The organism is Streptomyces albofaciens JCM 4342, from assembly GCF_008634025.1.
In the GTDB taxonomy this organism is placed as follows: domain Bacteria; phylum Actinomycetota; class Actinomycetes; order Streptomycetales; family Streptomycetaceae; genus Streptomyces; species Streptomyces albofaciens.
The window spans coordinates 1281579-1305592 of sequence record NZ_PDCM01000002.1 but is presented as its reverse complement, the minus strand read 5'-3'; the positions used below and the strand labels follow the sequence as shown (position 1 = coordinate 1305592).

The 24014-nt window shown below is 72.6% G+C and carries 20 protein-coding genes; 15 read left to right on the top strand and 5 right to left on the bottom strand.

From position 1 onward, the window contains the following. Positions 1-151: 151 nt before the first annotated feature. A complete protein-coding gene (locus tag CP973_RS26045; protein ID WP_030600057.1) occupies positions 152-412 on the bottom strand; it encodes a GlsB/YeaQ/YmgE family stress response membrane protein in 261 nt (86 codons plus the stop codon). Positions 413-633: 221 nt separating this feature from the next. On the opposite strand from CP973_RS26045, the gene CP973_RS26040 reads away from it, so the two are divergent. From CP973_RS26040 to epsC, 8 genes are all read left to right on the top strand, one after another. After that, positions 634-1536 carry a tachylectin-related carbohydrate-binding protein gene (locus CP973_RS26040; protein ID WP_150245983.1) on the top strand — a complete coding sequence of 301 codons (903 nt, stop codon included), beginning with the start codon at positions 634-636 and terminating at the stop codon, positions 1534-1536. 128 nt (positions 1537-1664) lie between these two features. Continuing rightward, positions 1665-2678 (top strand): helix-turn-helix transcriptional regulator, encoded by a 1014-nt coding sequence (locus tag CP973_RS26035; RefSeq protein WP_150245980.1) that lies wholly within the window; start codon positions 1665-1667, stop codon positions 2676-2678. Between the two features lie 475 nt (positions 2679-3153). Further along, complete coding sequence (locus CP973_RS26030; RefSeq protein ID WP_150245977.1) at positions 3154-4389, top strand: multidrug effflux MFS transporter; 1236 nt, start codon at positions 3154-3156, stop codon at positions 4387-4389. Positions 4390-4543: 154 nt separating this feature from the next. Then, positions 4544-5743 (top strand): cytochrome P450, encoded by a 1200-nt coding sequence (locus tag CP973_RS26025; RefSeq protein ID WP_150245972.1) that lies wholly within the window; start codon positions 4544-4546, stop codon positions 5741-5743. Positions 5744-5804: 61 nt separating this feature from the next. Continuing rightward, positions 5805-7631, top strand: coding sequence for an asparagine synthase (glutamine-hydrolyzing) (asnB, locus tag CP973_RS26020; RefSeq protein WP_150245969.1), 1827 nt, complete (start codon positions 5805-5807; stop codon positions 7629-7631). A gap of 155 nt (positions 7632-7786) precedes the next feature. After that, complete coding sequence (locus tag CP973_RS26015) at positions 7787-8956, top strand: ParB/RepB/Spo0J family partition protein (RefSeq protein WP_167538516.1); 1170 nt, start codon at positions 7787-7789, stop codon at positions 8954-8956. Positions 8957-9191: 235 nt separating this feature from the next. Continuing rightward, positions 9192-10217: a PLP-dependent cysteine synthase family protein gene (locus CP973_RS26010; protein WP_150245962.1), complete on the top strand. Its 1026-nt coding sequence runs from the start codon at positions 9192-9194 to the stop codon at positions 10215-10217. Between the two features lie 192 nt (positions 10218-10409). Then, positions 10410-10958: a serine O-acetyltransferase EpsC gene (gene epsC, locus CP973_RS26005; protein ID WP_150250259.1), complete on the top strand. Its 549-nt coding sequence runs from the start codon at positions 10410-10412 to the stop codon at positions 10956-10958. Positions 10959-11264: 306 nt separating this feature from the next. On the opposite strand, the gene CP973_RS26000 is transcribed toward epsC, so the two are convergent. Beyond that, complete coding sequence (locus tag CP973_RS26000; RefSeq protein ID WP_150245960.1) at positions 11265-11654, bottom strand: VOC family protein; 390 nt, start codon at positions 11652-11654, stop codon at positions 11265-11267. A gap of 42 nt (positions 11655-11696) precedes the next feature. Further along, the gene (locus CP973_RS25995) at positions 11697-12281 is read right to left on the bottom strand and encodes a TetR/AcrR family transcriptional regulator (protein WP_167538515.1); all 585 of its coding nucleotides are present in this window, start codon (positions 12279-12281) and stop codon (positions 11697-11699) included. A 170-nt stretch (positions 12282-12451) separates the two neighbouring features. On the opposite strand from CP973_RS25995, the gene CP973_RS25990 reads away from it, so the two are divergent. From CP973_RS25990 to CP973_RS25965, 6 genes are all read left to right on the top strand, one after another. Further along, the gene (locus CP973_RS25990; protein ID WP_150245958.1) at positions 12452-13306 is read left to right on the top strand and encodes a class I SAM-dependent methyltransferase; all 855 of its coding nucleotides are present in this window, start codon (positions 12452-12454) and stop codon (positions 13304-13306) included. 253 nt (positions 13307-13559) lie between these two features. Beyond that, positions 13560-15611 carry a sensor histidine kinase gene (locus CP973_RS25985; RefSeq protein WP_425282020.1) on the top strand — a complete coding sequence of 684 codons (2052 nt, stop codon included), beginning with the start codon at positions 13560-13562 and terminating at the stop codon, positions 15609-15611. After that, positions 15601-16047 carry a roadblock/LC7 domain-containing protein gene (locus CP973_RS25980; protein ID WP_150245955.1) on the top strand — a complete coding sequence of 149 codons (447 nt, stop codon included), beginning with the start codon at positions 15601-15603 and terminating at the stop codon, positions 16045-16047. Before CP973_RS25985 ends, CP973_RS25980 begins: the two co-directional genes overlap by 11 nt. 2 nt (positions 16048-16049) lie before the next feature. Continuing rightward, positions 16050-16460, top strand: a complete 411-nt coding sequence (locus tag CP973_RS25975) for a DUF742 domain-containing protein (RefSeq protein WP_150245932.1) — start codon at positions 16050-16052, stop codon at positions 16458-16460. After that, the gene (locus CP973_RS25970; protein WP_244410016.1) at positions 16438-17106 is read left to right on the top strand and encodes a GTP-binding protein; all 669 of its coding nucleotides are present in this window, start codon (positions 16438-16440) and stop codon (positions 17104-17106) included. Before CP973_RS25975 ends, CP973_RS25970 begins: the two co-directional genes overlap by 23 nt. After that, positions 17103-17711, top strand: a complete 609-nt coding sequence (locus CP973_RS25965) for a GAF domain-containing protein (protein WP_150245929.1) — start codon at positions 17103-17105, stop codon at positions 17709-17711. The genes CP973_RS25970 and CP973_RS25965 overlap by 4 nt, the downstream gene beginning before the upstream one ends. Before the next feature lie 100 nt (positions 17712-17811). Here the strand turns inward: CP973_RS25965 and CP973_RS25960 are convergent, their stop codons facing one another. Next, on the bottom strand, positions 17812-19077 hold the full coding sequence (locus CP973_RS25960) for an acyl-CoA dehydrogenase family protein (RefSeq protein WP_150245927.1): 1266 nt from the start codon (positions 19075-19077) through the stop codon (positions 17812-17814). 374 nt (positions 19078-19451) lie between these two features. On the opposite strand from CP973_RS25960, the gene CP973_RS25955 reads away from it, so the two are divergent. After that, positions 19452-20651 (top strand): Gfo/Idh/MocA family protein, encoded by a 1200-nt coding sequence (locus CP973_RS25955; protein ID WP_150245924.1) that lies wholly within the window; start codon positions 19452-19454, stop codon positions 20649-20651. 21 nt (positions 20652-20672) lie between these two features. Here the strand turns inward: CP973_RS25955 and CP973_RS25950 are convergent, their stop codons facing one another. Beyond that, complete coding sequence (locus CP973_RS25950) at positions 20673-23912, bottom strand: amidohydrolase family protein (RefSeq protein ID WP_150245921.1); 3240 nt, start codon at positions 23910-23912, stop codon at positions 20673-20675. Positions 23913-24014: the final 102 nt, after the last annotated feature.

Genomic DNA, 24014 nt, shown 5'->3' with positions numbered 1-24014 from the left:
CCCCCGAGATCCAGGTACGACAGCTTCCGGCCGTCCGCCATGAACATCCCATGCACGGCGTGGATCCGAGGAGAGCGAGGCCCGGCCTGCGCTGGCCGCACGGACCGGCTCCGCCGGCGCGGTGCCCGGCGGAGCCGGTCCGTACGGCGTGTCAGGCGCGCCGCCGGACCCACAGGGGGGTGATGACGGCGAGCAGGACGGCTGCGATACCGATCTGGAAGATATGGCGGATCCAGTCGATACCGCCGGTGTCGCGCACGCCGAAGGCGGTGGCGAGCGCGTTGCCGGCGACCGCGCCGACCATGCCCAGGATGACCGTCAGCCACAGGGGGACGGGCTGCCGCCCGGGCACGACCAGCTTGGCCAGCAGCCCGATGACGAGCCCCGCGATGACGGCCCACAGGAACGACACGACGACTCCTTCCGGTTGGTGATGCGCCCTCGGACACCTGTGCGCGTGCCCCCGCAAAGCCGCTCTACGCCCCGCAATATGACCATTCGGTCACCAACCTTCACGTCCCGCTCAGAAAACGGTCACTTGCCGGTATGGTCCCGGAAAACGGTCGATGCCGTTCGTCTTCCGGACATGGAAGGACGTAACGGCACGTCTCTCCAGGGGGTTTGATGTTACGTATGAAGCGCGCACGCCGTCGTTTCCGTCCGGCCCTGATCGCCGCCACCGTCGCGGCCTCGCTCGCCCTGCCGCTCGCCGCCACCCAGCCGGCCTCCGCCGCCCCGGGCGGCGCGGCCGCCACGGCGCCGGCCGCGCGGCCCGCGCCGGCCGCCTCGGAGCGTACGGCGATGTACGCCCGGGACCACGACGGTGTGCTGTGGCAGTACTCGGGCACCGGCTGGGCGAAGCCGCCGTTCCAGTCGCGGACGAGAATCGGCCGTGGCTGGGACCGGTATGTGAAGATCACCTCGCTCGGGGGGACGTCGGCCGACGGCACGGGGGACGTGGCGGCCGTCGACCGGGACGGGAAGCTCTTCTTCTACGAGGGCAGCGGCATCCCGTACGCGCCGTTCAAGGTGCCCCAGGGCATCGGATACGGCTGGGACCGGTACATCAGCATCACCGGCGCGGGGGACGCCGACAACGACGGCAAGAACGACCTGGTGGCCCGAGACGCCGACGGCGGTCTCTACTTCTACGCCGGTACGGGCAACCCCTCCGCCCCGTTCGCGAAGCCGGTGCGGGTGGGCGGCGGCTGGCAGGTGTACGACCACCTGACCACCTTCGGCGACGGCCTCCTGGCCCGGGACACGAACGGCGTGCTGTGGCGCTACCGGGCCACCGGCTCCAGCGACCCCCACCGGCCCTTCGAGCCCCGGGTCCGCGTGGGCGGCGGCTGGAACGTCTACGCCGACTTCGTCGGCATCCGGGACCTGGACGGGGACGGGCTGCCCGACCTGGCCGCCCGCGACCTCGGCGGCCAACTGTCGGTCTACCTGGGGATGCGCTACCAGGGCGAGGTCGTGCCCGACAGGGCCATTCCGATCGGTGGCGGCTGGGACACCTACGACCTTCTGTTCTGACCTGTGCCTTGAGCACTTCCGGCCGGTCCGGGCACGGTCCGTCGCACGCCCGGGCCCTCCGGGGCCCGGGCGCCGCGTCGGCTCGCTGAACATGGGCAAGGCGCTGAGGGAAGGCTAACCTTGATCTTGTGACTCCGGTTCACCAGCTCGCCGGCGCGGCCGGTTCCGCCCTGGACGCGGCGTACGCGGCGTACTTCGCGTCGATCGCCCAGGCCGACGCGTGCCGCGACGGCACCGTACGGCACCGGCTGCGCCCCGAGGTGGGCGACGGCACGATCGAGGTGACCTCGCTGCGCAGCGGGTTCCGCGTCCTCCGGTACGACGTCGCGTTCGCCGGAGGCCACCAGGTCCGGTTCGCCTTCCCGGGCGACCACTTCGAGCTGGAGCACTGCGTCGACGGGCGCATGCACATCAGGGAGACCAGCACCGGCGCCGGTGACCTGCGGGCCAACTCGGTGTCGCTGAGCCCCCGGTGCGCCACCGACGGCATCATCGCGCACGGCGACGGCGAGCGGTACCGAGCCGTGTCGGTCACCGGGACCTGGACCGGGCTGGAGTCCTACCTGGGCGGTCTCGGCGCGGGCGCCCTGCCGGCCGTCGGGCCGGACCACATCGCGCGCGAGCGGTATCTGGGCCGGTCCGCCGCGCTGCGCCCGGCGGCCGGACCGCTGGAGGAGATCTTCCTGCACCGGCGTTCGTCCCCGGGGCGCCTGCTGTTCATGGAGTCGCGGCTCGTGGCGGCGATGGCGGCGCTGGTCGACGGACTCACCGTCACCGCGCCGCCCGCGGACGCCCAGGGCTCCCTCGTCCTGGACGACCACGAGGTGGCCGCGCTGCGCCGCGTCCCCGACCTGCTGTGGCGGGCACGTCACGCACCGCCGACGCTGGCCGAGCTGGCCCGCGCGTCGTCGATGTCGGTCCGGCGTCTGGCCACCGGGTTCCGCGCGCTGTACGGGACGTCGGTGATGGACTACCACCGGCGCCGCTGTCTCGACCGGGCCGCGGCGCTGCTCGTGGAGACCGACTGGCCGGTGGCCCGGATCGGCCACGAGGTCGGCTACGCCTCACCGAGCAATTTCGGCTACGCCTTCCGGCGCGACCGGGGCACCACGCCCGCTCAGTTCAGGCGGGCGCACTCCTGACGCGCGCGGGCGGGCACGTGCTTGCACGCGCGCGAGGCGGGCACATTCCTGGCGCCTGGCGGGCGAGTGCGTTCCTGACGACTGGCGCACGCATGCGCTCCTGACGGCCCGGGCGTAGGCGTCGAGGCTTCCGCGGCGGGTGGGGACCGCGCTCCACATTCCCGGGCTCCGCGCTCCACACCATGGCGATGTCCCGGTGCGGAAGATAGGGCGTGGAGCGGCCCGTGCCGTACGTGGTGACCGGCGGCGGCCTCGGCGGTGCCGCGCCGTGCCGTGCCCTCGGCGCCGCGGCGGTACCGGACGGGCCGCCGTCTCCGTGCTGCCCAACTCGCCGCTATCGAAGTGGTGTTGGCCGGGTCGGCAGGCGGCACCGAGTCGGTTCCATCGCGTGGCCGGATCGGCAGCCGGGGGTGGAAGTAAGGTTAGGCTTATCTTACTGTTCAGTTATCCCTCAGGCACCTTCGGATGGAGACCGATGACTGTCAGCATCGATTCCGCGCCCGCCCGGACCGGAACGGGGCGACTCATCATCGTCCTCGGCGGGCTCTCGGCGGTTTCGCCGTTCGCCATCGACATGTACGCGCCCGGCTTCCCCGAGATCGTCGGCTCGTACGGCACCTCGAAGACGGCCGTCCAACTGTCGCTGACGGCCTGCCTCATCGGACTCGCCATCGGCCAGATCGTCCTCGGACCGGTCAGCGACGCGATGGGGCGCCGGCGCCTGCTCCTCGCCGGATCCGGCATGTTCACCGTCTTCTCCCTGGTCTGCGCGGTCGCACCGACCATCGCCGTCTTCGACCTGGCCCGGCTGCTGCAAGGCGTCGCGGGCGGTGCGGGGATCGTCATCGGACGGGCCGTGGTCAGCGACCGGTTCACCGGCACCCACGCGGCGCGCCAGCTCACCACGCTGAGCGTGATCGGGTCGACCGCGCCGGTGCTCGCGCCGGTGGTCGGTGGCCTGATCCTCGATATCGGCTCGTGGCGCCTGGTGTTCGTGGCGCTGGCCCTGACGGGGCTGCTGCTGTTGCTGGCGGTCCGGTCCTGGGTGCCCGAATCGCTGCCCGTCGAGCGGCGCCGGACCGGCGGCCTGCGGGCCGTGTTCGCCGCGATGGGCGGCTTGCTCCGCCGCCGCGAACTGGTCGGCTACCTCCTCGTCATGGGGTGCGGACTGGGCGCCCTGTTCGCGTACATCAGCGGCTCGCCCTTCGTCTTCCAGAACATCTACGGCCTGTCGCCCACCGGCTACAGCCTCGTCTTCGCCGTGAACGCCGTCGGCACCGTGGCGGCCGGTACGGTCTTCGGGCGGCTGGCCGGGCGCGTACGTCTCAACAGCCTGCTCGCCGTCGGCGTGGCCATCACCGTCGTCTCCCTGGTCGTGCTGGTGGGGCTGCTCTCCCTCGGCATCAGCACGTTCCCCACCACCTGGGCCTGCCTGTTCGGGCTGACCTCCGGGTTCGGGCTGCTGCTGCCCGCCTCGACCACCATCATCCTCGCGGTCGGCGGCGACGCCCCGGGAGCGGCTTCCGGTCTGCTCGGCGGCGCCCAGTTCGTACTCGGTGCCGCGGCCGCGCCGCTTCCCGGCGTGCTGGGCAACACCACCGCCATGTCGACGGCCGTCGTGGTCCTGGGCTGTGTCCTCATCGCCGCGGTGGCCCTGGTCGCGCTCGCCCGCCCGTGGCAGGGCCATGGCGAGCCGGCCGGTACGGCCTGAGTCCGCGCCGCCACGTCCGCAGCACCGTATCCGCAGCACCGTGTCCCTCGGCGTAACCGAGAAGGGGAAACCCGTGACCAGTACGGAACGTGCCTCGACAGCGACTGTGCGAGAACCCTCGCGAGAAACCCGACAAGAAACCCCGCAAGGAACCTTGCAAGAAACCCTGCAAGAACTGGAGATTTCCCGCGCCTGCCCCTACTCCCCGAATGCGCAGCACATCGCGTTCCAGCAGCACGGCCGCCCCGTCAAGGTCAGCCTGGCGACCTTGGCGCCGGGGGCGCCGGTCTGGGCGGTGAGCAACCACGCCGATATCCGCACCATGCTCAACGACCCCCGCTTCAGCGCCGACCGGCAGAAGCAGGGCTTTCCGTTCCAGGTCGACGGGCAGCCGGGCAACTTCCGCCGGACGATGATTTCCATGGACGGGACGGAACACCGCGAAGCCCGCCGTGCCGTGACCGGTGAGTTCACCCTGAAACGCATGAAGGCCCTCCAGCCACGGATCCAGCAGATCGTGGACGACTGCATCGACACGATGCTGGCCGGTCCCAAACCGGCCGACCTGGTCAGCGCGCTCGCGCTCCCCGTACCCTCGCTGGTCATCTGCGAGCAGCTCGGCGTGCCCTACGAAGGCCACGCGTTCTTCCAGACCCGGTCCCACATGCTGTTGCTGCGCGGCGCTTCGGCGGCGGAACGGCTGCGCGCGCTGGACGAACTCATCGCATTCCTCGGCGACCTCATCAGCGAGAAGGAGGCCGAGCCGACCGACGACCTCCTCGGGCGCCAGATCGTGAAACTGCGCGAGGCGGGGACGTACCGGCACGAAGACCTGGCGCGCATGGCCTTCCTGCTGCTGGTCGCCGGACACGAGACCACCGCGAACATGATTTCGCTCGGCACCATGGCCCTGCTCGACCGCCCCGAGGACGCGGACGCCCTGCGCGCGGATCCGAGCAGGATTCCGGCCGCGGTGGAAGAACTCCTGCGGTACTTCACCATCGCCGAGTTCATTCCCACACGCGTGGCGACCGAGGACGTGGAGCTGGGCGGCAGCCTGATCAAAGCAGGCGATGTCCTCGTGGCGCTGTGCAACGTGGCCAACCGCGACCCCTCGGTGTTCCCCGACGGCGACGCACTGGACCTGCGACGCGGAGCCCGCCACCAACTGGCGTTCGGCTTCGGGGCCCACCAGTGCCTGGGGCAGAACCTCGCCAGGATGGAGCTGGAAATCGTCTATTCGACGCTGCTGCGGCGTATACCGACCCTGCGCTCCGCGATACCGACCGGCGATCTGCCGTTCAAGCACGACGCGGACATCTACGGTATCCACGAATTCCCGGTCACCTGGTGACCGGCGCTGAACCCTGCACGCCGGCGGGCCCGACTCGAACCGAAGAGAGAGTGAGGATGTCATGTGCGGCATAACGGGCTGGGTGGATTTCGAGCGTGATATGCGCGGCGCGCGGGACGTGCTGCGCGGCATGGCCGACACGATGGCCTGTCGGGGCCCGGACGCGCAGGGGTACTGGACGGGCCCCCATGCGGGCCTGGGCCACCGGCGTCTTGCGGTGATCGACATCGAGGGCGGTGTCCAGCCGATGACCGCCGAGCACGACGGCCGCACGCTGGCGGCCGTCACGTACAGCGGAGAGGTGTACAACTACCGCGAGCTGCGCGCGGAGCTGCGGGCGCTCGGGCACCGGTTCCGCACCGAAAGCGATACCGAAGTCGTCCTGCACGCCTATCTGCAATGGGGTGCGGGCATGGTGGACAAGCTGAACGGCATGTTCGCCTTCGGTCTCTGGGACGCGCGCAGCGAGGAACTGGTGCTCGTCCGCGACCGCATCGGCATCAAGCCGCTGTACTACTTCCCGACGGAGCGCGGGCTGCTGTTCGGCTCGGAGGCCAAAGCGATACTCGCCCACCCCGAGGTGCGCCCGGTCGTGGACCAGGACGGGCTGCGCGAACTGGTGGCCTGCGTGAAAACGCCGGAGCACGCGATCTTCCACGGCATGTACGAGCTGCGCCCCGGCCATCTGCTCCGCTTCGGCCGCACGGGACTGCGTACCCAGCGGTACTGGGCACTTGAGGCGCGCGAACACACCGACGACCTGGACACCACCGTACGGACGGTGCGCGAACTGCTCGAAGACATCGTCGAGCGCCAGCTCATCGCCGACGTCCCGCTGTGCACCCTGCTCTCCGGCGGGCTGGATTCCAGCGTGGTGACCGCGCTCGCCGCCCGTTCGCTCGCCGCCCGCGGCGCCGGTCCGGTCCGCTCGTTCGCCGTCGACTTCGCCGACAACGAACGGGACTTCACCGCGAACGTGGTCCACAGTTCCCCGGACGCTCCCTTCGCCGCGGAAATGGCCGGCCACGTGGCCGCCGACCACACCAATCTGGTGATTTCCCTGGAGGAACTCACCGATCCGCACATCCGCGCCCTGGTGCCGAAGGCATACGATTCGCCCGCCGCGATGCTCGGTGACGGCTACGCCTCGCTGTACCTGCTGTTCCGGGCGATCCGCGAACGGTCGACGGTGGCCCTGTCCGGCGAGGCGTCCGACGAACTGTTCGGGGGCTACGGGTGGTTCCACGCTCCCGAATTGCGCGACGCGAAGACGTTCCCCTGGGTGGCCGCCGGATACGACCTGGTCCCCATGCTGGCCGGACTGATCGACCCGGGACTGATCGCCGATCTGGACATCGGGGGATACCGTGCCCAGCGCTATTCCGAAGCGCTGGCGGAGGTACCGGTGCTGCCCGGCGAAAGCCCGGAGGAGCGGCGGATCCGGGAGGTGAGCTATCTCAGCATCACCCGTTTCGTGCCCCTGCTGCTCGACCGGAAGGACCGGATGAGCATGGCCGTCGGCCTGGAAGTGCGGGTGCCGTTCTGCGACCACCGGCTCGTCGATTACACCTTCAACGTGCCGTGGCCGATGAAGTTCTTCGACGGAAAGGAGAAGAGCCTGCTGCGGGCGGCCACCCGCGACCTCCTTCCGCGAAGCATCGTGGAGCGCAAGAAGAGCGCGTATCCGATCAGTCACGACCCTCGCTACGATGCCGCGTTGCGCGCCGAGTTCGAGAAGCTGGCCGCCGACTCCAACGCGCCGGTCCATTCCCTCATCGACCACGGCGGCGTACGGCGGCAGGACGGGGACGGCTGGCCGTACCGTATCGGTCTGGAATTCGTGGTGCAGCTCAACAGCTGGCTGGAGAATCACGAATTGAAGCTCTGACGCCGGGGCGAGGCCGGGGATCCGGTCAGCACCGACCCTGACCATTCTGACCGTCACCTGACCCAGCTGACCGCCGTCCGTCCTGTCGGTGTCCCGCGCGTCCGGCTTTCATGGGGGCACGGACTGCCGGCCAGGGGGGGAAGGTGAGCGGTGCGATGACCGCCGAGTCAGCCTTACGGGCGTCACTGGCCGCCCCCGGACCCGGTGCCGTACGACAAGGCCGAGCCGTCACCGTGCCGATCAGCGAGCTGGACCTCTCCTGCCCGCTGCGCAGCGGCGGACAGGATCCGGAACACGTCAGGACGCTCGCCGAGCTGGACGCCGCACTGCTGCCGCCCATCCTGGTGCACCACCCGACGATGCGTGTCCTCGACGGGGCGCACCGGGTGCGGGCCGAGCTGCTGCGCGGCGGTACGCACATCCGCGTGGAGCTGATCGAGGGCACGGAGGAGGAGTGCTTCGTCCTGGCGGTCCGCTCGAACGTCGGTCACGGCCTCCCGCTGTCCCTGGCCGACCGCAAGGCGGCGGCCGCCCGCATCCTGCGCGCCTATCCGCAGTGGTCGGACCGGTCGGTCGGCGGGGTGACGGGGCTGTCCCCGAAGACGGTGGGCGCCGTCCGGCGCCGTTCAGCCGAGGAAGATCCTCGGCTGAACGGCGGGGGCCGGCTGGGCCGGGACGGCCGTACGTACCCCACCAGCGTCGCCGAAGGGCGGCTGTACGCCAGCAAGCTGATCGGCGAGCGGCCGCACACGCCGCTGCGGGAGATCGCCAGCCGAGCGGGGATCTCCCTGGGCACCGCCCAGGACGTGCGCAAGCGCCTGGAAAACGGGCAGGACCCGGTACCGGCGCCGCGGGGCGGAGTACGGCGGGTGGCCGGTTCCGGTGGGGACGGGGTCGGGGTCGGTGCCACCGGTTGTACCGGTGGCCATGGGTCTGGTGCTGACGGTCCCGGAAATTGTGGCCCCGGTGGTGACGGTCCCGGAAATTGTGGTCCCGGTGGTGACGGTCCCGGAAGATGTGGGCCCGGTGGTGACGGTCCTGGTGGTGACATCGGTGACCGCCGTACCGGTCCGGACCTGCCGTACCCGTCGTTGCCCGAGCGGCTGCGCCCGCTGAAACAGGACCCCGCGCTGCGCTCCACCGATATGGGACGCGCGTTGCTGCGTCTGCTCAGCTCCCATGAAATCCCGGTGACCCATTGGCAAGCCCTCGTTGACGGTGTTCCGCCGCACCGCGCGAGGGCGGTGGCCGACATAGCAGGCCAGTGCGCGCGCATATGGCAGGAGTTCGCCCGGGAAATGGCCGGGCGGGCATCGGAAGGCTGACCGGGAAAGCCCCGCCGTCCCGCCGGGTGAGCCGGACCTGGCGTACGTCCCGATGGGCCCAAAACGCTTCCTCCGTAAGGCCGTTACGCGTTCACCGGCTTGAACACCGGCGTTCCGTTGACACCCACCCCGGCCTCCCAGAGCATCTACCCGGCCGGGCGTTCGCTCGCACGGTGCTACGGCAGCGCGGAACCGGCCGCGCACGCCGCGAATTGGCGAAGGGATCGTGAGCCCGATGGCGACACAACCGCCGCAGATCGACCTCTCCGTAACCGAGCCGCTGGAGGCGGCAGTCGACGAGACCACCGCGCTGGCCCGGTATCCGGGACTGCGGGAATTCCGGGCCACCCTGGGCGGCACCCCGCTCGTCGAAGTGCCCGGGCCGCCCGGCGGGGCGAAGATCATGGCCAAGTACGAATTCCGCAACCCGTCCGGCTCCGCCAAGGACCGCCCCGCGTATTCGATGCTCTGCCGCGCCATCAACGCGCACACGGACGAGGACGGCCCGCTGAAGGTCGTGGACTGCTCGGGCGGCAACATGGCCCGCGCGCTGACCGGGCTCAACGCGGTCACCGGAATTCCCGTACGGGCCGTGATGCCGGATTCCGTACCGCAGAGCCTGCTGACCCACCTGACCGAGCGGGGAACCGCCATCGACCTGGTGCCGGCGTCCGAATTCCCGCTCGCCATCATGCAGCGGGCCTCGGAGATCGCCGCGGAGGACCCGAGCTGGACGCTGCTGGCCCAGCACCGGAACATGGCGAATGTCGCCGCGCACCAGTTCTTCACCGGCCGGGAGATCGTGGGCCAGCTCGACGGTGTACGCCCCGCCGCCGTGGTCGGCGCGGTGGGGAGCGGCGGCATGATCGCCGGTGTGGCGCGGGCGCTGCGGGGTATCGCCCCCGGGCTTTCCGTCATCGGCGTGACACCGGCCGAACTGCCTTACGGGACGCCCGGACCGCCCAACGCCGAACCGAAATTCGCCGGGGCCGGCGGATTGACGTACGGCATGCGCCAGCCGTTCGTGGAGAAACTGATCCCGGAATTCGAGAGTGCCCAGGTCTCGCACCGCGAAGCGCTCACGGCGATGTACGACTTCTGGAAGGAGACCGGTACCAGGATCGGTTCGTCGGCCGGTGCGAGCTGGCTGATCGCGCGCGAGAAGGCGAAGAACCTCGGCCCCGACGAGACCGTGGTCACGGTTTTCGCGGACGCCGGGTCGAAGGAGGACTGGGAGAGGGCAGAAAGCATGGGGAACTGAGCCATGCTTCAGTCGCAGCCCGACCGGCCCGTCGACCGGACACCTGCCGAAGGGACACAGCCGGACCGCAAACAGCCGGACCGCAAACAGTCCGACCGCAGACAGTCCGACCGGAAACAGCCCGGCCGTGCACCGAAAGCGGCCGCCGTCCCGTTCGGCGGCCGGCGCACCGGGGGCGGTCCGCTGTCCCGGATGCTTGAGGACATCGAGACGACGCTGGCCCGCGACCCCTCGATCACCTCCCGGGCGGAAGCGGTGTTCCACTCCACGCTGCCCGCGCTGTGGATCCACCGCGTCGCGCACCGCCTGTACCGCCGGCGCCACCGGATAGCCGCCCGCGTACTGACCAGCTGCGCGCGGGTGCTGACCGGCATCGAGATCCACCCGGGCGCGCGGATCGGCCGCCGGCTGTTCATCGACCACGGCACCGGCGTGGTGATCGGCGAAACCGCGGTCCTGGGGGACGACGTCACCATCTACCAGCAGGTGACCCTGGGGGCGGTGGGATGGTGGCGGGACAAGCTGCGGCCGAGCGGCGACCGGCGCCACCCCCGGGTCGGCGACCGGGTCACGCTCGGCGTGAACGCGACCGTCCTCGGCCCGCTGTCCATCGGCGACGACGCCCTCATCGGCGCCCACGCGCTGGTGCTCGGCGACGTGGCGGCGGGGGGCCGCGTCATGGGCGAGCCCACCGTCGCCCGCCCCCGGAAGAAGGCGGACCTCCGGACCGACAGCGCCTGAACCGGGCGCGGCGGGCGGTTCACCGGCGTCGACGGGCGACCGACGCCCCCGGATCTCGTAGAACGAGCCGCCCTTTTCCACGCAGTCGACCTCGCGGTACATGCCGGTGTCGACGTAATCCTGGCGCTCTTCGCTTTCGCAGGACTGCTCCGAGGAATACCGCCCGCCGCCGGCGACCTCCCAGTCGCCGGCGGGAGCGGTGTTGGACGTCAGCGGAATGGAGAGCGCCGCTGCACCGACGGCGAGACCGGCAGTGACACGGGTACGCCATGATTCCGGACGTAATTCCTCGCTGCGCACGGGGACTTACGGAGTCGGCCGACTCCGGGCACGCAGAAAGCGGAATTCATTGCCCTCCGGGTCGGTCAGGACACGCGGGCGCCGCCCGGTGCCGGTCCGGCCGTCGTCGGCGGGCCTGGCGCCGAGCGCGAGCAGCCGCTTCAGCTCGGCGTCCAGGTCCCGGTCGGTGGCGGTGACGGCGATGCGCAGGCGGAGCTTCCCGGGCCTCGGGTCGCTGCTGGGGCTGAGGACGAGAGTGGGGCGCGGGCCGCCGAAGCCGGTGCCGGGCGGGCCGATCTCGATGCTGCCGTCGTCCTCCCGGCCCAGTTCCACGTAGCCGAGGACGCCGCTCCAGAACGCGGCGAGCCGCTCGGGCCCGGCGCAGTCGATGACCAGCTCGCTGATGCGGCATGCCATGCCGTCAGTGTACGGAGTACGGGACGGTCCGGCGGCAACGTTTCAGTCCCCGACCAACGCCTTCACCAGCCGTGACATCGAGGGCCGCGGGTCGGGCGCGCCCGGCCGGCCGGTCATCAGGAGGTGGTGGGCAGCGCCGACGACGGCGAGTGCCACGGCTTCGGGATCGACGGTTCCCGCCACGCGGCCGAGACGCTGTTCGGCCTTGAGGTAGCCGGTGACGGCCTCCTGGATGGCGTCGAATCCGGGGGCTCCGCCTTCCAGGGCCTCGCGTATGCGCAGCGTGGCGGTGGGGCGGGCCATGGCGAGGCCGGACAGGGACGGGCCGCCGGACGCGAACAGCGCGAGCGTGACGGCTTCGAGGTTCCGGGCCACCGTGCCCTCGCCGACGAGTCCCGACAGGGCCCGCGCCTTCGCCGCCGTACGCGCGAAGCGGTTGAGGCACAGTTCGGCCACGAACTCGTCGAACCCCGCGAAATGCGCGTGTAGCAGCCCTTTGGCGCAGCCCGCCTCCGTGGTGACGGCCCGGCTGGTGAGCGCGCCGGGGCCGTCCCGTTCCACGATGCGCTCGGCGGCCGCGAACAGCCGCTCGCTCACGTCCGGCGTCGCCACTCCGCGCGGTGACATGGTCCTCGTTCCTCGCTTCCGCCGTCCGGCCGTCGTCCCGCCTCCGGGGCGGTCAACTGCGTCGATGGTACGGGAGATTGCGGGTTTGGGCGTATGCCCATACTGTTTGGGCGCGTGCCCATTCCGCTTGAGTGCGCTCCCATTTCTGTCGTCCCGTACCGGAGGCACCCGTGCCGGACATCGTCAACACCGAGCAGGCGCAGGCCTGGAACGGTCCCGAAGGGGTCCACTGGGCCCGCAACCAGGACCGCTGGAACGCCGTGAACGCAGGCTTCAACGGTCCGCTCCTCGACGCCGCGCGGATCGCCGGGGACAGCCGGGTCCTGGACCTCGGCTGCGGCTCCGGCCAGACCACGCGCCTCGCCGCGCTCAGGGCACCGCGGGGGCACGCGACGGGTCTCGACCTGTCCGGCCCGATGCTGGCCGAGGCGCGGGCCCGCGCCGGGCGGGAAGGCGTCGCCAACGTTTCGTTCCTGCAAGGTGACGCGCAGACGTACGGCTTCGAGCCCGGCGCGTTCGACGCGGCGATCAGCCGCTACGGGGTGATGTTCTACGCCGATCCCGTGGCGGCCTTCGGCAACGTCGGCCGGGCGCTGCGGCCCGGCGGCCGCCTGGCGTTCGTCTGCCCGGCCGACGCCGCGCTCAACGAATGGGTGGCGGCCATGGCGGCGCTGCGCGACATCGTGCCGGTCGGTGACTTCGGGCGGCCGGGGCTGCCCGGCATGTTCTCCCTGGCCGCCCCGGACCGTATCCGCGAAGTCCTCACCGCGGCCGGATTCACCGGCGTCACCGTCCGGCAGGCGGAGGCGTACGGGGAGTGGGGCCACGGGGCCGCCGACGCGGCGGACTTCGTGCTGGGCACCGGGCCCGGCCGCCATCTGATGGAGCAGGTCGGCCCGTCCGCGCGCACCCGGGCCCTCCGCACCCTGACGGACCATCTGCGGGCCCACGAGGCGGCGGACGGCACCGTACGGCTGCTCAGCACGTCGTGGCTGGTCACGGCGGACCGCCCGGCGGTCCCGTGACTCGTCGCCACGGGGCACACTCGGCCGGAGTGTGCGCGGCCGGTGCGCGCTCCGTCGGTCGGGCGCCGCGACGGCGGCGGCAATCCCGGGCAGTGGAACGGCAGTTCGGATGAATGCGCACTGGCGTGCGGGGGCGCCCCTCGGGGGGAGGTGGCGTGGGGTAGCGAAACGCCGAAGTGCGTCCAAGTGCCACCCCCGTAACAACTAGCGTGCGTGCTCCGCGAACTGCCGAGGGCCGATCCGGAGGGCGCCGATGCCTGCTGCATTCCCCCAGGGGACTCCTGCCGTCCAGGAGACCCAGGGTTCCCCGGGCTCCCCCCAGAGGGCGGAGTCCGTGCCGGCGGGCCCCCGGCGCCGGGAGCGGGAGGGCGGGCGGCACGGCCGGGCCGCGTTCCCGGAGACGGCCGCCGACTCGGCGATACGGGCCCGCCTGGTGCGGCTCGCCGCCGTGCCCTGCCTCCTGGTCGCCGCCACCTGTTCGGCCGCCACGGCCTTCGTCGTACGGGTCGGCGGTGCCGAGCTGGCCGGCCGCGACTGGGTCGTCCTGCTCGGCGCCGGCGCCGTGGTGTGCGCCGTCGTCACGGTCGCCGGCACCGCGGCCAACAACGAGGCACGCGCCGCCGTCGCCCGCCACGCGCGCCTGCGCGAGGTCTGCGCCCGCGGACAGCACGACCTCCACGACCTGCTGGACCGGATCCGCCAGGGCGAGTGGCTGCCGCGGTGCGAGCGCGAACCGGCCGCCGCGCCGCCGCCCGCCGGTGACGCCCTCGACCTGCTCGCCCACGAGGTGGCCGAGGCGGGCCGGGCGGCCGAGGCGGCGGTCCTGGAGGGGGTGGCCATCGCCCGCGGCAACGCCAGCGGCAACGAGCAGAAGGTCGAGGTCTTCGTGAACCTCGCCCGGCGCCTGCAGTCCCTGGTCCACCGCGAGATCGAGCTGCTGGACGAGCTGGAGAACCAGGTCGAGGACCCCGACCTGCTCAAGGGCATCTTCCACGTCGACCACCTCGCCACCCGCATCCGCCGGCACGCCGAGAACCTCGCCGTCCTCGGCGGCGCCATCTCCCGCCGCCAGTGGAGCCGCCCGGTCAGCATGACCGAGGTGCTGCGCTCCTCGATCGCCGAGGTCGAGCAGTACCCGCGGATCAAGCTGGTGCCGCCCATCGAGGGCACGCTGCGCGGCCACGCCGTCGCCGACGTCATCCACCTGCTCGCCGAACTCGTCGAGAACGCCACCGTCTACTCCTCGCCCCAGACGAGCGTCCTGCTGCGCGCCCAGCTGGTCACCGCCGGCCTCGCCGTCGAGGTCGAGGACCGTGGCCTGGGCATGTCCCTGGACGAGCAGACCCGGATGAACGGACTGCTCGCCGACCCCGACCACGTCGACGTGGCCGAGCTGCTGAGCGACGGGCGCATCGGGCTCTTCGTCGTCTCCTCGCTCGCGCGGCGGCACGGCATCGTGGTCCGTTTGCAGGGCAACATCTACGGCGGCGTGCAGGCCGTTCTCGTCGTGCCGAAGGGCCTGCTCGGCCCGGAGACCGCGCAGGGGCAGGGCGACGAGCCGTTCGCGGACGCCGGGGACATCGACCTGACGGTCCCGGAGCCGCGCTCCCTCCCCGGCGCCGACGCGGCGTCCCGGTACCGGAGCGGGTTCGACGGCGACGGCGCCGACGACGACCCGCACGGACCGCGCCGGCGGCTCGTCCGTGCCGCGCACGGTGCGCCGGTGGGCCCGTCCGCCGAAGGCGCGTACCCGGACATCGTGTACGGCGACGGAGTGTGGCCCAGCGCCACCGACACCCCGCACACCGGCACCCGCGCCGTGCACGCCGGCGCGGCACCGGCCGACGGGCCGCACCCGACCGGCGCGCACCGTGCCCCCGACCCCCTCACCGGCGCGCACCCCCTCACCGGCGTCGAGCCGCACCCGGACCCGCACCACCCCGCCCCGCACCACCCCGCCCCGCACACCGCGGCCGACCCGGGCCCGGTCCTCATGCCGCCCGCCCCGCCCGCCGCGGACGACGGCGCCCGCCCCAGCCTGCCGCGCCGCCGCAAGCAGGAGCACCTGGTGCCCCAGCTGCGCGGCGACCCGATCCTGCCGTCCGCTGGACGCCGCGACGGCAAGCCCGAACCCGAGCACGACCCCGGTCTGATGGCCGCGTTCCGCCGCGGCATCAGCCTCGCCGACGAAAGCTACGGCAGTCCCGCCGACCACGACGGTTACGACCGTTACCGGGCCGGTACCGAAGCCGGCCACGACAGGACCGACCCCCGCCGAGGAGACGACCGCGACCATGGTGAGTGACGTGCACACGCAGGCACATGCCCTGCAGGGAGGCCAGCACACCGACCTGTCCTGGCTGCTGACCGGACTCGTCAACCGCGTACCGCATGCGACCAGCGCGCTTCTGCTGTCCTCCGACGGCCTGGTCAAGGCGGCGCACGGCTTCGACCCGGACAGCGCCGACCACCTGGCCGCCCTCTCCTCCGGGCTGTACTCCCTCGCCCGCAGCGCCGGGGTGCGCTTCGGCAACGGGGACGACGTGCTCCAGGTCGTCGTCGAGCTGGAGACCACGTTCCTGTTCGTCTCCACGGCCGGGTCCGGCGCGTGCCTGGCCGTGCTGGCCGGCCGGGACGCCGATGTCGCCGTCCTCGGCTACGAGATGGGGATGCTGGTCAAGAGCGTGCGGCCGTACCTCGCGACGCCGGTGCGGCAGCAGGCCCGCGCGGGCGGTCGCTGAGGATGGGCGTACGGCGCCGCCGCAGAGCGGGCCGCGAGATCCCGTGGCTGGACGACGAGGCCGGCCGCCTGGTCCGCCCGTACACGGTCAGCAACGGCCGGACCCGGCCGACCGCGCACTTCGACCTGCTGACCATGGTCATAGCCACCGGCAAACGGCCCGTCACCTGCCAGGGCCCCGACTACGCGCAGGTGCTCGGGCTGTGCGGCGGCCCGATGTCGGTCGCCGAGATCGCCGCGCACATACGCCTGCCCGCCGTGGTCACCAAGGTCCTGCTCGCCGACCTCGTCGACTGCGGGGCGCTCGCCGCCCGCGCGCCCGTCCCGGTGGGCGTCTGCGGGCCGGACTCCCCGAACCGTACCGACCGAGCGCTGCTGGAGGCGGTGTTGCATGGACTACGCAAACGGCTTTGACGCCCTGTCCGCCGATGCCCGGCTCCCGTCCGCCGGCCACCCGTCGTCCGCGGACCCGGCCCCGGGCCCCGCCGACGACCCCTTCCCGCTGGCGCTGAAGATCCTCGTCGCCGGGGGCTTCGGGGTGGGCAAGACGACCTTCGTCGGAGCGGTCAGCGAGATCGAACCGCTCAGTACGGAGGAGCTGCTCACCCAGGTCAGCGTGGGCACGGACGACCTGGCGGGCGTCGAGGACAAGAACACCACCACGGTCGCCATGGACTTCGGCCGGATCACCCTCGACCGGGAACACGTCCTCTACCTCTTCGGCACCCCGGGGCAGCACCGCTTCTGGTTCATGTGGGACGAACTGTCCAACGGGGCGCTCGGCGCCGTCATCCTCGCCGACACCCGCCGCCTGGACCAGTGCTTCGCCGCCGTCGACTTCTTCGAGCGGCGCGGCATCGCCTTCGTCGTCGCCGTCAACGAGTTCGACGGCGGATACCACTACGAACCGGACGAGGTGCGCACCGCCATGGACCTCGACCCCGGCACCCCGGTCGTGCTCTGCGACGCGCGCCAGTGCAGTTCGTCCACCCATGTCCTGGTCTCGCTCGTCCGGCACCTGCTGTCCCCCGTCCTCGCCGCCACCCCGGAGCTCCCGTGACCCGACCCGTCCCGCGCGCGTCGTACGCCTCCTACGACCCCACGCGCCATCTGCTGCTCACCCCGGAGGACCACGAGGCGCCGGCCCGCGTCGCCCGGCTGCGCGAACTGGGCATCGGCGACGCGCCGCTGCCCGCCTTCGACGAGTTCGCGCGCAAGCTGGCCCGGACGACCCAGGCGCCGTACGCCATGGTCAACTTCATCGACGAGCACCGGCAGTACTTCGCCGGGCTCTACACGCCCGACAGCGACCGGGCGCCCGTCGAACTGGGCCCCGCCCCGCCGAGCGCCCAGCCCGGCCGCGTGATGGCCCGCGACCACGGCTACTGCCCGCACGTCATCGTCCGCCGCAAGGCGCTGGTGCTGGAGGACGTCTGCGACTACCCGCGCTTCGCGGGCAACCCGGTCGTCGACGAGATAGGCATCCGCTCCTACCTGGGCGCCCCGCTCATCGACCGTACGGACATGGCGCTCGGCACGGTCTGCGTGGTGGACCTCGAACGCCGCCCGTGGGGGCGCGAGGGCCTGGAGACCATCAAGTCGATGGCCGCCGAACTGGTCGAGCAGATCCACCGCATGGAGCGGCAGCAGGCCGAGGAAGGCTGACACCACGCACCACGGAACCGAAGCCCGTACCGCTTCTCCCGGACGCGGCCGCCGGGAGGAGCGGCACGGGCTTCGGCGTGCGGTACGGCGCCACGGCGGGCTAACCGGCCGGCTGCAACGCCGTCCGGTCGCGCAGGCGGGTGACGGGCGCCGCCGCCCCCTCGTCCGTGTCCTCCGCCGCCTCCCTGCGCACCACGTCCGACAGGCGGCTGGACCATTCGCCCTTGGCGGTGCCGAGCGCCAGCTCGCCCAGGCGCAGCAGCTGGATGTCGGAGGTCCCGGCCGGGGCGAAGATGTGGTGCGCGTCGCGCAGGTAGCGCTCCACCGGCCGGTCCGTGAACAGCCCGCAGGCGGCGTGGATGTCCATCGCGTCGCGTGCCGACTCCAGCGCGGTCTCGACGTTGACCAGCTTGGCGTTCATCAGCTCCGCGTCGCACGGCAGTCCTTGGTCGAGGAGGTGGACGGCGTGGTAGGCGGCCAGCCGGGCGAGCAGCAGCCGGGACTGGATCCGGCCGAGCTTGATCTTGATGGTGCCGAGGTCCGCCAGCGGGTTGCCGTATCGTTCCCGCTCGGTGCAGAACCGCGAGGTCTCGTCCAGTACGGCCTGGTGGATGCCGAGCGACACCGCGGTCAGGTTCGGCCGGCCGTACAGCACGCTGGAGGAGTACGCGACGGCCAGCCCGTCGCCCTCGCGGCCGAGGAGGCCGGCCGCCGGCACCCGGCAGTCGTCGAAGAACAGCTCGCCGAAGCCGAAGCCGTGCAGCCCCATCGCCTGCCGCTGCGCGCCGGCCCGGACGCCCGGCCGGTCCGCCTCCACCAGGAACGCCGACAGGCCCGAGGGGCCTTCGCCGGTGCGCAGGACGACGCCGTGCAGGTCGCCGATGTGGCTGTTGCCGACGTAGATCTTGCGGCCGTTGAGGACGTAGTCGTCGCCGTCGCGGACCGCCGTGCCGGTCATGCCGAGCACATGGCCGCCCGACTGCGGCTCGGTGACGGCGATGGTCGGCAGGCACTCACCCGCGGCGATGGCCGGCAGCCAGGTCTTCTTCTGCTCCTCGCTGCCGAAGTGGATGATCTTCGCGGCGCCGAGCTGGGACGCCTGCACCATGGCGCCCATGGCACCGCTGACCCGCGAGAATTCCTCGATGACGAGGGTCTTGGCCAGGTGTCCGGCGCCCATTCCGCCGTAGGCGCGGGGGATGGTCGCGCCGATCCACCCCTGGCGGGCGATCAGGCGCGGCAGCTCCCGGCATACCGTACGGGCCGCCTCCATCCCGGCTATCCGGGGCCGGACCTCGCTCTCGGCGAAGTCCCGCACCCGGCGCCGGAGCGCTTCGTGCCGCTGGTCGGTGAAGTAGCGATGCAAGACGAGCCTCCTTGGCTGAACGCCCCCGCGCTGTGCTGCTGCTCGCTTCGCCGGACGGCGCACTCCGGGCGTACGCCGCCGGTCTCCCTGGCCCTGCCGGGCCGTCATCGGTGGCTTACCTCGTGCAATACCCGTTGGCATACCTGCTGCACAGCGCATAAAACATCAACTCCGTGCATTTATGCGAGCAATAGGAGTGCGATGACCACATTCACCACCCCTGTGGTTTACGGTGCGTGGAGCACGTCCGGCGGTGTTCCCCGGAGGGTGGCGAAGGTCGGCGCGAAGGCGGGGCCCGCGGCCCCTCCCACCCCGCCGTTCCTTGGTCCCGTACCCCGCCGACCATGGAGTCCGTCCGACCGAGGAGGCACCTCATGACCGACGACCTGTGTCTGGGCGTCATCGGCTTCGGCCTGCGCGGCGATCTCGCGCTCACCGCCCACCGGCCGGGGTACGGCGCCCGGGTCGCCGCGGTGGCCGACACCGACCCGGACGCGCTGGCGTACGCCACCCGGCGCCTGCCCGGTGCCGAGGCGTTCGCCGATCACCGCGCGCTCCTGGACCATCCGGGCCTCGACGCGCTGCTGGTCCTGACCCCCGACCACACCCACGCGGACCTGGCGTGCCAGGCCTTACGCGCGGGCCGCCCCGTCTTCGTGGAGAAACCCCTCGCCATCTCCGTCGAGGACTGCGACACGATCCTGCGGACCGCCCACGACACCGGCACGCGCCTGTACGTGGGCCACAACATGCGCCATATGCCGGTCATCCGGCTGATGCGGGAACTGATCACCCGCGGCGACATCGGCCGGGTGCGGACCGTATGGGTACGCCACTTCGTCGGGCACGGCGGCGACTACTACTTCAAGGACTGGCACGCCGAGCGGCGCCACACCAACGGACTGCTCCTCCAGAAGGGCGCGCACGACCTGGACGCGCTGCACTGGCTCGCGGGCGGCTACGCGCGCCAGGTCCAGGCGCTGGGCGACCTGATGGTGTACGACGACCCGGACATGCGGCGGGCACCGGGCGAGCCCCGCCCGGAGGACTGGCTGGAGCACGACGCGCACTGGCCGCCCGGGAGCCAGCGCGGCCTGAGCCCGCGGATCGACGTCGAGGACGTCTCCCTGGTCAACATGCGCCTGGACAACGGGGTGCTGGCCGCCTACCAGCAGTGCCACTTCAGTCCCGACTACTGGAGAAACTACACCGTCATCGGCGACGCGGGCCGCCTGGAGAACTTCGGGGACGGGCCGGGCGGTTCGGTACGGGTGTGGAACTCCCGCCAGTCCGGCTACCGCGCCGACGCCGACGCGGTGTACCAGCTGCCGGCCGGCGAGGCGGACGACGAGGCGGGGCACGGCGGCGCCGACCCGCTGCTGGTGGACGAGTTCCTGCGGTTCGTCCGGCACGGCGGGCGCACCGACACCTCGCCGGTCGCGGCCCGGATGGCGGTGGCGGCGGGCGCCCTGGCCACCGCCTCGCTCCGGGACGGCGGCACCCCGCGCGAGGTGCCGCCGCTGGACCCGGTGCTGGTGGACTACTTCGAGCGGGGCCAGACCAAGGAGGAGTGAGGACGCCCGCCCCCGGGCGCCTCAGCCCCCGCAGCAGGAATCGCGCCGGTGCCGCCGCCCCACCGCCAGCCAGTCCGCCTCCCGCGCCGCGGCCCGGGCCGCGCGGGCGGTGGGCGCGGGGAAGGCCGCCACCAGGTCCCGCTGTTCGTACAGCCGCCCGCCGCGCAGCACCGCGGCCGTGCGGACCAGCGAGTCGAAGTCGGTGAACGGGTCGCCGTCCACGATCGTCAGGTCGGCCAGCTTGCCCTCCTCCAGGGTGCCCAGGTCCCGGTCCGCGCCGAAGACGCGGGCCGGCAGCGCGGTGGCGGTGCGCAGGGCCTGCGCGGGGGTGAACCCGTAGCGGTGCAGGGCGCGCAGCGCCAGGTGCAGGTGCAGGCCGACCGGCGTCAGCGGCTGGTCGGTGCCCAGCGCGACGAGCCCGCCGCCGCGCAGTACCCGCCGGTAGACGCCGACTTCGGTCTCGATGTCGCCCAGCTGCTTCGGGGTCGGCCGGTGGCCCGCGTTCTCCCGCACCAGCGCGGCGTCCCACGGCGGCATGAGCGTCCCGACCCGGGCGTCGTCGGCGAGCCCGGGGTCGGCGCCCAGCAGCACGGAGGCGGAGAACGGGGTGGCGATGAGGTGGAAGTCCGTGGCGGTGTAGATCTCCTCCACGTCCTCGTACGCGTGCCCGGTGACGGAGACCGCGTGCCCGAACTCCAGGCGCTGGGTGGCCTGGAGGTGGGTGGTCAGGTCCTGGCCGAGCTGTACGCCGGGCGACAGCAGGTGGCTGCCGGAGCGCACCCCCAGCCGCTGGTGCGCGAAGCGCGCGGCCTCCGCCATGATCCAGCCGGGGGCCCGTACGTACGTCTTGACGAAGTCCCAGTCGAGCGCGGCGCCCCGCTCCAGCGACCGGCGCAGGCCCTCGCGCGTGGTGTGCGCGCGGCCCATACTGTAGGCGACGCGGCTGCCGTCCAGCAGTTCGCCGCAGGCCAGCAGCCGCGGCCCGGCGAGCGTACCGGCGCCGGCCGCCTCGCGGACGCGGGCCTGTTCATAGGAGAAGCCGCCGAACGAGACGGCCGTGGTGATGCCGTAGGCGAGCTGGAGCGCGGTCTGCCGGCCGCCGTACGTCGTCTGCCACGGGTGGGTGTGCGAGTCCCACAGCCCGGGGACCACCGTCCGCGCGGAGGCGTCGACGCGGCGCGCGGCGCGCCGTCCCGCCGCCCGGGCGTGCGGTTCGACGGCGGTGATCCGGCCGTCCCGGACGACCACGTCGACGTCCTCGCGCACCTCCTCGCCGGTGCCGTCCCAGAAGCGGCCCGCGTGCACGACCGTGTCCCGGGCGCGCGGGGCGCGGTGGTCCAGATCCACCTTGACGGTACGGGCGGGCCCGCCGTCCACCCCGGTCAGCCGCAGCCGGCCGGCCGAGAGGTAGAGGAGGGTGCGGGAGTCGCCGGACCAGGACGGGTGGTCGGCGCTCTCGTCGGTCAGCCGCCGCGGGGCGCCGTCGGGCGTGCCGTCCGGCTGTACGGGCAGCACCCACAGCGCGGATTCGGCGATCAGCGCCAGCCACCGGCCGTCCGGGGACCACACGGGACCGGAGTCGTAGCGGTCGGCGATGGACAGCAGGGTGGTGCCGGGGCCCGGGGTGTGCAGCCGGTCCCGCCCGGTGCGGGTGTCGACGATCCGGATGAGGTTGTAGCCCTCGCGGAAGCGGCGGTTGAGGCGGTTGCGGTCGCAGAACGCCAGGTAGCGGCCGTCCGGGGACCAGCTGGGCCGGCCCGGCACCCCGCCGCCGCCCAGCGGCTCGGCGGCCACCCGCTCCGTACCGGCCGCCAGGTCCCGTACGACGATGTTGCCGGACATGTCGATCGCGGCCAGCCGCCCGCCGTCCGGGGACAGCGCGGGCTGTACCCGGCCGCCTTCGGCCAGCACCGTCTCCGCGCCGGTGGCCAGATCGTGCCGGCGCACCGCGAACAGCCCGTCGCGGTCGTCGGCGTACAGCAGGGAGCGGCCGTCCCGGGCCCAGCTCGGCCCGAGGACGTACCGGGTGGGGTCGGCCCGTACGAGACGCCGCGGCCGGCCGCCCGAAGTGGACGCCACCCACAGCGAGTTGAGTGCGGCGAAGGCCACCTGCCGTCCGTCGGGGGAGAGCGCGGGCAGGTGCACCGCGCGCACCGGCCGGACGCCCGTGCGCTCGAAGCCGTAGTCCTTGACCTCGTAGCGGGGGCGGGGCACCGGCAGTTCGGCCTTGAAGTCGATGGTCTCCGCGGCGTCCGGCGCCCCGGGCCGCAGGACGGTGAATCGGCCGCCGACGGTCAGCAGCAGTTCCTCGCGCGAGATCCAGCGCGGCGGTACGGGCTCCACGTCCCCGTCCACCGCGACCTCCGCGCCGTCCACGACGAGCGCGCAGGTGGCGCCGGGGCGCTCGGTGGTGCGCAGATAGGCGAGCCGGGCCGCGCCGCCCTTCGCGGCGGGCGCCACCGCCGGGACCATGACCTGGCCGCCGGAGGTGTCGGTGTGCTCGGCCGTGACCTCGCCGCCGCCGTCGGCCCGCACGGACGCGACCGTACGGCTGTCGAGGGCGGTCTCCGAGGCCGTGCCGCGCACGAACCACAGCCGTGCGCCGTCCGGCGACCAGGTGGGGTCGAAGTCCTCCCAGGCGCCGTCCTGAAGGGGGCCCCGCTGTCCGGGCCGCCCCGTGACCTGGGTCAGCTGGTGCGTGCGCACGTCCAGGACCCAGATCCGGTACGGGCTGCCCGCCACCGGATCACCGCCCCGCTCGGAGGCGAAGGCGAGCCGGGTGCCGTCCGGCGACCAGGCCGGGCCGCGGTCGTCCCACGGCCCGTCGGTCAGCTGCCGCAGATCCGTGCCGTCGGGGCGCAGTGTCCAGATGTGGAAGCCGCCGCCGCGGTACGCGCAGACGGCGACCCGGCCGCCGTCCGGGGAGAAGACCGGGCGGGTGGGCTCCAGATCCGGCGGCGTCAGCGCGCGGGCCTCGCCGCCCCCGCGCGGCACGGACCACAGGACGTTCTGGATCTCGGCGATCAGCCGGTCGCCGGCGGGGGAGAGGGTGGCGGCGCCGTTCGTGGCGGCGGTGAAGGAGAGGGTGGGCAGGCCGGTGGCGCCGGCCGCGTGGGCCGCGTGGGCGAGCGGGCCCGGCAGTCCGGCCAGGCCGGTGACCGCCGCCGCCGAGGCCGTCCCCTGCAGGAATCTGCGCCGCGAGAAGGGCCGCGGCGGGCGCGCGGCCGGGGAAACTTCCTCGGATCTGTCCGTGGTGTCCAACGGTCCTCCAGCAGTGGGGGGTTGCGCGGGTGGGTCGCCGACGATGGAACGACTGATCGTGTCACGCGCGGTCGGCCGGAGGTCAACACTTACCGGGGAGTG

What these genes read in the sequence shown, in the direction of transcription:
- CP973_RS26040 (WP_150245983.1), top strand. Translation starts at nt 634, where the DNA reads ATGAAGCGCGCACGCCGTCGTTTCCGTCCGGCCCTGATCGCCGCCACC.
- CP973_RS26030 (WP_150245977.1), top strand. Translation starts at nt 3,154, where the DNA reads ATGACTGTCAGCATCGATTCCGCGCCCGCCCGGACCGGAACGGGGCGA.
- asnB (WP_150245969.1), top strand. Translation starts at nt 5,805, where the DNA reads ATGTGCGGCATAACGGGCTGGGTGGATTTCGAGCGTGATATGCGCGGC.
- CP973_RS26015 (WP_167538516.1), top strand. Translation starts at nt 7,787, where the DNA reads ATGACCGCCGAGTCAGCCTTACGGGCGTCACTGGCCGCCCCCGGACCC.
- CP973_RS26010 (WP_150245962.1), top strand. Translation starts at nt 9,192, where the DNA reads ATGGCGACACAACCGCCGCAGATCGACCTCTCCGTAACCGAGCCGCTG.
- epsC (WP_150250259.1), top strand. Translation starts at nt 10,410, where the DNA reads ATGCTTGAGGACATCGAGACGACGCTGGCCCGCGACCCCTCGATCACC.
- CP973_RS26000 (WP_150245960.1), bottom strand. Translation starts at nt 11,654, where the DNA reads ATGGCATGCCGCATCAGCGAGCTGGTCATCGACTGCGCCGGGCCCGAG.
- CP973_RS25995 (WP_167538515.1), bottom strand. Translation starts at nt 12,281, where the DNA reads ATGTCACCGCGCGGAGTGGCGACGCCGGACGTGAGCGAGCGGCTGTTC.
- CP973_RS25985 (WP_425282020.1), top strand. Translation starts at nt 13,560, where the DNA reads ATGCCTGCTGCATTCCCCCAGGGGACTCCTGCCGTCCAGGAGACCCAG.
- CP973_RS25980 (WP_150245955.1), top strand. Translation starts at nt 15,601, where the DNA reads ATGGTGAGTGACGTGCACACGCAGGCACATGCCCTGCAGGGAGGCCAG.
- CP973_RS25975 (WP_150245932.1), top strand. Translation starts at nt 16,050, where the DNA reads ATGGGCGTACGGCGCCGCCGCAGAGCGGGCCGCGAGATCCCGTGGCTG.
- CP973_RS25970 (WP_244410016.1), top strand. Translation starts at nt 16,438, where the DNA reads ATGGACTACGCAAACGGCTTTGACGCCCTGTCCGCCGATGCCCGGCTC.
- CP973_RS25955 (WP_150245924.1), top strand. Translation starts at nt 19,452, where the DNA reads ATGACCGACGACCTGTGTCTGGGCGTCATCGGCTTCGGCCTGCGCGGC.